This is a genomic window from Mesorhizobium sp. M7A.F.Ca.US.014.04.1.1, assembly GCF_003998745.1.
Taxonomy (GTDB): domain Bacteria; phylum Pseudomonadota; class Alphaproteobacteria; order Rhizobiales; family Rhizobiaceae; genus Mesorhizobium; species Mesorhizobium ciceri.
The window spans coordinates 1-963 of record NZ_RZRW01001152.1 but is presented as its reverse complement, the minus strand read 5'-3'; the positions used below and the strand labels follow the sequence as shown (position 1 = coordinate 963).

1 protein-coding gene and 1 tRNA gene are annotated in these 963 nt (G+C 63.1%); one reads left to right on the top strand and one right to left on the bottom strand.

Going from position 1 to position 963, the window contains the following annotated elements:
* Positions 1 to 620: aromatic amino acid lyase (locus EOA22_RS35225; RefSeq protein WP_164756249.1), on the top strand; the 620-nt coding region annotated here is incomplete at its 5' end.
* 106 nt (positions 621 to 726) lie between these two features.
* Here the strand turns inward: EOA22_RS35225 and EOA22_RS35220 are convergent.
* Positions 727 to 812: transfer RNA gene (locus EOA22_RS35220), tRNA-Leu, on the bottom strand.
* Positions 813 to 963 lie beyond the last annotated feature (151 nt).

Below are 963 nucleotides of genomic sequence, written 5' to 3'. Positions count from 1 at the left end.
ATGTGTCGCTGGCCTCGATATCGGACAATCCCGTCTACATCCCGCCCGACGATGCAGATCGGCTCGGCCGCTGCATCTCGACCGGCGGCTATCACAATGCGATGGCAACGCCGGCGCTGGACGATCTGGCGGCGATATGGGCCGACATCTGCCTGCTCTGCGACCGCCACGCCTCGAAGCTTCTGAACGGCAAGGTGTCGCTGCTGCCGGATCTGCTGATGACCGGACGTCACTCAGCCGACAGCGATGGCCATGGCAATGTCGGCTATGTGCCGATGGCGATCACCGGCTATCTCGAGCAGGCCAAGCTGGCCGCACAGCGCACCTTCATTCCGGGCACGGAATCGGCTGGCGCGGGGCAGGACGACGTCGCCACGACGGCGTTCTTCGCATGGGCCAAGGAAGCGACCGCCGGCCGCTGCGTCGATGCCGCCATGGCGATGCTGGCAATGATCGCCTCGCAGGCGCTGCACGTCACCGAACGGACGCCGCCGCCGGCACTGCGTTCCTTCGTCGATCAAATCAGAGCTATCGTGCCGCCTGTCGGCGCCGATCGCGTGCTGGGGCCGGAGCTTGCCAGGTTGGCGGAATGGTTCACTGAGAAAGTGTTCGAGGCGTAGAGATGCCAACAAAGCGGTAGCCGGTGAATTGGTGCGCCTGAACGGATGAAGTACGAACCTGCCGAGCTTCAGGTGGCCTGCCACCCGAAGCTCGAAGAGCGAAGGGTGGTGCGGACGACGGGAATCGAACCCGTACGATCAGAGATCGAGGGATTTTAAGTCCCTTGCGTCTACCAATTCCGCCACGTCCGCAGGCCAGCCCTTTTCAGACGCCAGACACAGGCCGTCAAGTCGTGTTGTTGAGCGTTCGCCGAACGTGCAAACAGACCGGGCGGCTTGATGATACTGGCGCGATCACGGAATTATCGGCGCGGCGGGTAGTGGTAGGATGCCTGTGTGGTGG